The following is a 6,482-nucleotide window of genomic DNA, read 5'->3' as shown; positions in this document are numbered from 1 at the left end:
CCAGTCTACTGAAGAGCGTCAGAGCTAGATTTCGCAACACACAATTGATCCCGTCATCGACCACGTCGAGGGATCATTCCCCCGCGTCGGCGTGCTCCCTGCCGAGAAGCGGTGGGGGGACGGCCCGATCACCGCCTTCCGTTTCGATCCTACTGATCACTCTGCGCGCGTCGCTCTCGCGGGCACGCATCTCGTCGGGGTTACTGCGCGTCGCTCTCGCTGGCGAGCGTCCCCCCGGCGTCACCGCGCGCCGCCGACCCGGTGCTCGGGCCTACTGCGCGGCCGAGCGACTCTCGTCCGAAGCCTCGGGCGATCGCGTCCGAACCGCGTCCCACCCGCCGATACAGGCCTCACACAGGTAGTACGCGAACCCGTCGACGTCCCGGTGCGTGAGTGTGGCGTCGACGCCGCATCTCTCGCAGTCCATGCTCGGGAACTGCGCTAAGGGGAATATATGTCTTCTGCTCCAGCCACTCTCCGTGATAATCCGTGATAGAACCGACCGAACGGAAAGTCCGGCGTCGGTACGTGATCCGGTCGAGAGTCTACCGCAGCGCGTCGAGGTCGAACTCGAAGGCGGCGACCGGCACCTCCAAATCGTGCTCGACGAGTACCGCGGGATGGATCTCACCGATCACGCCGACGCGTTCACCGTCGATCACGACCGCGGCGGCGCGGCCATCGATGAACGTCGGATGCTCGACTCGGGGTGTCGCTAGGTCGGCGTCGAAGTCGTCGCACAGCGCCTGAAGCTGGCCTTTCGCGGCCTCATAGGAGGCGTCGCGCCGGGCGACCGCGCCGGCGACGTGCCGCGACTCGGCGACGTTCGTGTCCGCGTCGTCGTCGCGCTCGGCGACGAAGCCGACCTCGGCGACGTCCTGCGGGTAGGCGTTGTGGGTGTTCCGCTCCAACAGCATGACGAGCGACGGGAGGGCCCACGTTCGGAGCTGGGTGTACTCCTCGCTGTACGGCTCGGTGATCTCGACGGGGGAGCCGCCGCCGAATACCCCGTCGCCGTCTCCGACCGCGGCGCCGCCCGTGCCCGGTTCGATCCGCATCCGGTCGTAGTTCTCGGTCCCGCTCGTCATGTGGAAGTTCAGCAGATCCTCGAAGCCCAGCCCGACGAGACTCGTACGGACCGCGTCCTCCAGCCGGGAGCGCTCGTGGCGCCCGCCGACGGTGCCCACGTCGGGGTAGCGCGGCGTCAGGTTGTCGAAGCCGTACGCGCGCCCCACGTCGTCGACGAGGTCGAGGGGGTGGAGCACGTCGACGCGGTACGGCGGGATCTCCACCTCGTAGCGGACGTCCTCGCCGAGCGTGTACGAGGCGTCCAGTCCGGCGCGCTCGAAGCAGTCGACGACCTCCTCGGGCTCGAAGTCGACGCCGAGCAGCGTCTCGATCCGCTCGTGCGACACCGTCTTCTCATCGACGTCGAGGTTCGGCCGGACGAGCTCCGCGCCGTACTCGCTCGGGTGCGTCGCGCCGTCGGCGTAGTTCACCTCGACCTCCTCGATCGTCGCGCCGCGGGCCGACAGGGCGTAACAGATGATGTTACACATCCGGTCGATAGTCCACTGGTCGGTGCCCGTGAGCTCGACGAGCAGCTCGCGGGACCCCGTCGTCACCTCGGTGCGCTTCCCGTTTATCACCGGCGGGAACGAGAACAGCCCGAGCTCGTCGTAGATCGCCGGGTAGCGATCGAGGTCCGTGACGAGGTCGGCGTACGTCTCGCCCGTGGCGTGCTCCTCCAGCACCGCGGCCGGGCTCAGCTCGTCGTTCGCGTCGAGGGGGACGAACGTGTCGCCCTCGGGGTCGACGCCGCGGTAGGTGATCGACGGTTCTGCGCCCTCCTGGAGCGGCGCGCCCTTCACCATCGCGAGGTCGTGGATGCCGATGGCGCCCTTCGCGCGCCCCCGTCCCATCGTCGCGTGGAGCTTCTCTTGGAGCTGGATCAGCGACTCCAGCGCCGCCTCGTCGAGGTCGAGGCCGCGGACCACCGCGCCGGTGACGTACGGGCGCTCGTCGGGCACCGACTCGTCGACCTCGATCCTCCACTCGGGGTCGTTCGTGTTCGGCACGTAGACGCCTCGCGCGTCGCCGTAGTGGTAGCGCAGCGAGCGGGCGACCCCCTCGACGGAGAGACGGTCGAGCCGGTCGGGCGCGAACTCGAACTGGTACATGCCGTCGTCGGTCTCGCCTTCGAACTCCAGGCCGAGCCCGAACAGGTCCGCCTTCAGCTCCTCGTCGTCTTTCTCCTCGTGACCGGTGAGCTCGCGGAGCTCGTCCGGGTCGACGTCGACGACGGGCATCAGTAGCTCACCTTTTGAATACCGTATACAATTCGTAGCTTTTTACACTTCATATCTCAAATTAGTTCGTATGGACTCAAATAAGGTTATGGTCGGCTGTAGAGTCTCGCAAGAACGCAAAAATGAGTGGGACAATTTCATCGAGCAGTCAGACGAGTACAATACTCTTGCTCAACTTGTTCGCACAGGCGTAAAACGCGTGATTTCCGAATCTCAATCAAATGAAGAACAACAGTTGGAGATGGTTCGAGACGACCTACAAGGCGTCTTGAGAGAAATAAAACAAGCACGGCTGGATATAGATGAGCTTGAGGATAGCATAGATGACGCCGAGGACATTTCTGACGAACTGATGTTTGAAATTGAAGAGTATTTCACAAACAAAGATGAACAGTAACGATGAACGCTTCTTGGACAGTTGGTTGAGACGCAGAAAGTCGCGATTAGCAGACGGCACATACTCATCTGAACAGTCAGCCGTTACTGCTCTAACAGAATTTTTAGAAAAAGAAAACAAAGCACTAGAAAATATGGATTTCTTATCAGCAGACGACTTCCTCTCCTATCTCACTAATGACAAGGGCTTAGCCGATAACACGGCTGTTAATTACTATTCCAAGATTCAGCAGATGTATGAGTATTATATCAAAGCTAAAAAATTAAACAGAGAAAATCCATTTGACGAAGTAGATATTGACCATCTTAATTACGACGAAGCCTCAAATGATAAAATAAACTTAGACAAAACAGAGGTTCGTTCACTGATTGAGTCTATGCCTGAAATGAGGGCAAAAGCCTTATTCAGCTTTCAGGCAACAACAGGTGCGAGGATCGGAGAAGTTATTCGATTAAAAATGGAAAATTTAGACTTGTCTGAACGCTCTGCTAAAATTATAACCCTAAAGAACGAAAAGCAGGACGACCGTGTTGTCTACTTTGACCGTAAGAGCAGACGATATTTGAGTAAATACATCAACAACGGATACCGCTCTAAGTTCCCCAACGACGATTCTAAATACGTATTTATTACGAGAATCGCAGACAGAATCAGCAGGGACAGGGCGAGTTCGCTGTTCACTAACGGTGTAGAGAACTGCTCCGAGATTCAGAACAAGTTAGATTCAAATCTCAAAGCGAACGGAGATGAGCGTTCTACGATTACAACGCACATCCTCCGTCGCTCGTATGCTCAAAATTGGGTAGATAGTGGAGGCGATATTATGACGCTTCGTAATTTGATGGGGTGGCGTGATTTAGAAACAGCACGTCAATACTTAAATGACGATGTGGACAAAGATAAAATGGATAGATACGGTCTTGACCTCTAACAACACATTAGTTACCACTAACTGACGAAGGGGACGGCAGATCAGTTCCCGTTCAGGATACTAACGTGCTGTTTCTGACGTTCATCCGCATACACGATATATGGTGATTATTCGTTCGCTTGTTCAGCACGAAGTATGAGCGAAGCAATCATTAAATCGTACTGAGCAGAGTAAACCATTTACCGTCTTCTCGTATCATATAATTTATAAGTGTATCAAATAGGTGATATTCTTACTGACAGGGAACAAGACTCAGAAGTCGTGGTAGTACAGTTGGACTCACGTCGTGCGGATGAAGTCATAGTCAAGCCGAAAAACGTCGCTGAGAACCGATATGAATCTCAGAGCGTCCATGACTACAACGCTCGTTACGACTACGCAGAGCCCACAGATCCAGTAGTTCAGGCTGTATATAGTGAGTCGCTTCCTGCAAATCCACGTGAGTTGACGAAGGATGGACGGGCTATTCTCGTTCGGAATGTAGTCGCTCAGGATACAGACGTACAGACATATGCGTTTCCTATCTCTCGACTCGTCCCGCCAGACGAATCTTAGCACCGTTACTGAATGAAATCAATCATCATACAATCTATGTTATAATGACTGACGCACACGAGAATACTCCCTCCGAAGAGCACGGACGAATCGACTTGCAACCAGAATACGACAAATACGGCGTCTGTCCACGTGACGAAAGCACGGTTATCCTCAGAGTTGACAGTGACAAGCATCTCTTCAAAAGAGCTGGTCTAATCAGATACAAGGACACAGGGGTTGTGCTGAAAGAGTACGTTGAGAACGGGAGCTTAGAGGGTGAGGCGTCGTTTGAAACAGTAGATTCTATTTCGGCTGGGCGGGAAGAGTTCAAGCAACAAATTCAGGACGGTGTCTTCAAGTTGATACACGACGGCGAAATATCTGATAAGAAAGCCGAGGAACTCGCTGATGCTCTTGCTGAGTCGTTTGGCGAGCAGTATGGCTGATTCTGAGAGCGGTAGTCACCGACCAACCAATCGCAATTAGTAGCTGTTAGAGTCCGTCGTGTACCCTACTGTGGCTACTGTGTGGCAAGTTCATCGTATGCGGACAGATTGCACGCTACTGACGCCCGCTCTCTTGCGACCCACCGCCGTCACTCGCAAGAACTTGCTTACTATCCACGCCTATCCAGTCTTTCTCTCGCAAGTCTGTGACGCACTCATCGCAGATGACTTTCTCTTCAAGCGTCTTCGCACCCTCTAGTGTCACAGAATAACGGTTAGACGCAGGCTCTACACACACGAAGCATTCGTCCATCTATGTGCTATGGTGACGCACATCTATTAATATATATTTATCGAAAATATCCGCTCTGCTCGTAATTGTGTTGCCGAAGACGCGTACGAAGAAAATTGTGTATGGCGTCGTGTAAGCCTCTCTACGAGCATATCAGAGCGAAGTATCGGTTGGTCGTATCTGGACTCCAATAGACGCTTTAGGGTGATTCTGTGTCTGAATTAAATATGAAGAATTTCAGAAAGACAATCACTTCTATCGTGAACCAGCACGGCGAACCAATTGACTCAGATTTCTATCTTGAAATAGACGCCGAGAGTGACGCAATAATGGATTTGAGCATCGAGCGACACGGAGATGAGCTAATCGTATGCCAGTACTATATCCAGCGTGGCGACCTGATGCGAGACCCTGAGGTCACGTTCCGAATCGAGCCAGACGGCACGTGGACGCCTGTATCATATCGGATAGATGCCCTGAGCACATACGAGTACAGCACCGAGGGAGTCCCAATCGACGATATGCTGGATGTTTGGGCGGAGAACCTGCGAATGCAGGGCTTTCTTAACGAGTGAATATCATCAACCGAGAGTCGATTTCATCCCTCGTAGTATACGAATTGCTTACGCGTCCAGACTCGACATACTTATCAGTAATAACCCGTCGCTGTCAGGCGATTCAACTATCATTACAAACTAAATGTTCGGACTCACTCTTTCTAATTATGGGAGTTGTCGAGGATTGGGCTTCAGCCATTTGGCAGTCCGAGGATGACGACCCCGTGTATGAGTGCCAGCGATGTGATAGTCAGTTCGAGGTAGAGTACTACATCTGCCCTGACTGTGGCAGTTACCGAGTCGAGAGGACTGACTGGGGAGACTGTGATTGATTAGTAGACGGACTGTTTGCTTTGCTGGACAGCATCTCGAACTTCGATAGCCTCTATTGACGCTGATAGATACACCAGAATCGGGGCGGTGCTGTACCTACATAGCCAATCTACGTCGCAACGCAAGGAGTACCAGAACCCCTATTCACTACCCGTCCGTTTATTGAATTGAGCAGATGAATATCTCTGATGACGTGCTATGCCTGTACTCCGCTCAGGTAACTGAGCAGGGCGATACGTATACTGTCGAAGTGCCGAAGCGAGAAGTCCAGCAAGGGAGCGTTCAACTTGGAGAGACGTACCGAGTCGCACTCATCTCGTCTACAACCAACGAGTCCGCTTCGGAGACGGATACGCAGGACAAAGAGACAGAAGAACGCAACTCACAGTCCCACAGTCGTGGTGGTGACCCACCCGTGTCAGAGGGTGAAGTGCGTGAAGTCGAAATTGAGAACCTAGGCGACAAGGGCGATGGAATCACGAAAATCGATGGAGGCTACGTTGTGATTGTCCCCGATACCGAGGTCGGAGAACGAGTTACTATCCGTCTTGACGATGTGCGGGAGAACGTCGGATTTGCTGAAGTGGTCAAACGCCAGCACGACCCAACTCAAGAGCAGTAACGGCTGTAACTATTCCACGGAGAACCCTCGACAAGTCAAAACGGAGGGTGGGGGAAGC

The 6,482-nt window shown here is 54.2% G+C and carries 7 protein-coding genes; 5 read left to right on the top strand and 2 right to left on the bottom strand.

Going from position 1 to position 6,482, the window contains the following annotated elements; translation table 11 throughout:
* Positions 1-271: 271 nt before the first annotated feature.
* The gene (locus Z052_RS20335) at positions 272-427 is read right to left on the bottom strand and encodes a hypothetical protein (protein WP_155120046.1); all 156 of its coding nucleotides are present in this window, start codon (positions 425-427) and stop codon (positions 272-274) included.
* A 118-nt stretch (positions 428-545) separates the two neighbouring features.
* Positions 546-2,309, bottom strand: coding sequence for a phenylalanine--tRNA ligase subunit beta (gene pheT, locus Z052_RS18305; RefSeq protein WP_094520355.1), 1,764 nt, complete (start codon positions 2,307-2,309; stop codon positions 546-548).
* Positions 2,310-2,379: 70 nt separating this feature from the next.
* Between pheT and Z052_RS18300 the strand changes: the two genes are divergently transcribed.
* The 5 genes from Z052_RS18300 (at position 2,380) to Z052_RS21300 (ending at position 6,424) form a co-directional block, all read left to right on the top strand.
* Complete coding sequence (locus tag Z052_RS18300) at positions 2,380-2,706, top strand: hypothetical protein (protein ID WP_099289317.1); 327 nt, start codon at positions 2,380-2,382, stop codon at positions 2,704-2,706.
* Positions 2,696-3,637 carry a site-specific integrase gene (locus Z052_RS18295; RefSeq protein ID WP_099289316.1) on the top strand — a complete coding sequence of 314 codons (942 nt, stop codon included), beginning with the start codon at positions 2,696-2,698 and terminating at the stop codon, positions 3,635-3,637. The genes Z052_RS18300 and Z052_RS18295 overlap by 11 nt, the downstream gene beginning before the upstream one ends.
* Before the next feature lie 599 nt (positions 3,638-4,236).
* The gene (locus Z052_RS20000; RefSeq protein WP_144050073.1) at positions 4,237-4,620 is read left to right on the top strand and encodes a hypothetical protein; all 384 of its coding nucleotides are present in this window, start codon (positions 4,237-4,239) and stop codon (positions 4,618-4,620) included.
* Positions 4,621-5,139: 519 nt separating this feature from the next.
* Positions 5,140-5,487, top strand: a complete 348-nt coding sequence (locus tag Z052_RS18280; protein WP_099289313.1) for a DUF6908 domain-containing protein — start codon at positions 5,140-5,142, stop codon at positions 5,485-5,487.
* Positions 5,488-6,217: 730 nt separating this feature from the next.
* On the top strand, positions 6,218-6,424 hold the full coding sequence (locus Z052_RS21300; protein ID WP_321166872.1) for a TRAM domain-containing protein: 207 nt from the start codon (positions 6,218-6,220) through the stop codon (positions 6,422-6,424).
* Positions 6,425-6,482: the final 58 nt, after the last annotated feature.

Origin of the sequence: Halorubrum sp. C191, assembly GCF_002727095.1 — an archaeon.
GTDB classification, from domain to species: Archaea; Halobacteriota; Halobacteria; order Halobacteriales; family Haloferacaceae; genus Halorubrum; species Halorubrum ezzemoulense.
The sequence above is the reverse complement of the archived record's forward strand: the minus strand, read 5'-3'. Positions and strand labels throughout refer to the sequence as shown.

What these genes read in the sequence shown, in the direction of transcription:
- Z052_RS18280 (WP_099289313.1), top strand. Translation starts at nt 5,140, where the DNA reads ATGAAGAATTTCAGAAAGACAATCACTTCTATCGTGAACCAGCACGGC.
- Z052_RS18300 (WP_099289317.1), top strand. Translation starts at nt 2,380, where the DNA reads ATGGACTCAAATAAGGTTATGGTCGGCTGTAGAGTCTCGCAAGAACGC.
- pheT (WP_094520355.1), bottom strand. Translation starts at nt 2,309, where the DNA reads ATGCCCGTCGTCGACGTCGACCCGGACGAGCTCCGCGAGCTCACCGGT.
- Z052_RS18295 (WP_099289316.1), top strand. Translation starts at nt 2,696, where the DNA reads ATGAACAGTAACGATGAACGCTTCTTGGACAGTTGGTTGAGACGCAGA.
- Z052_RS20000 (WP_144050073.1), top strand. Translation starts at nt 4,237, where the DNA reads ATGACTGACGCACACGAGAATACTCCCTCCGAAGAGCACGGACGAATC.
- Z052_RS20335 (WP_155120046.1), bottom strand. Translation starts at nt 427, where the DNA reads ATGGACTGCGAGAGATGCGGCGTCGACGCCACACTCACGCACCGGGAC.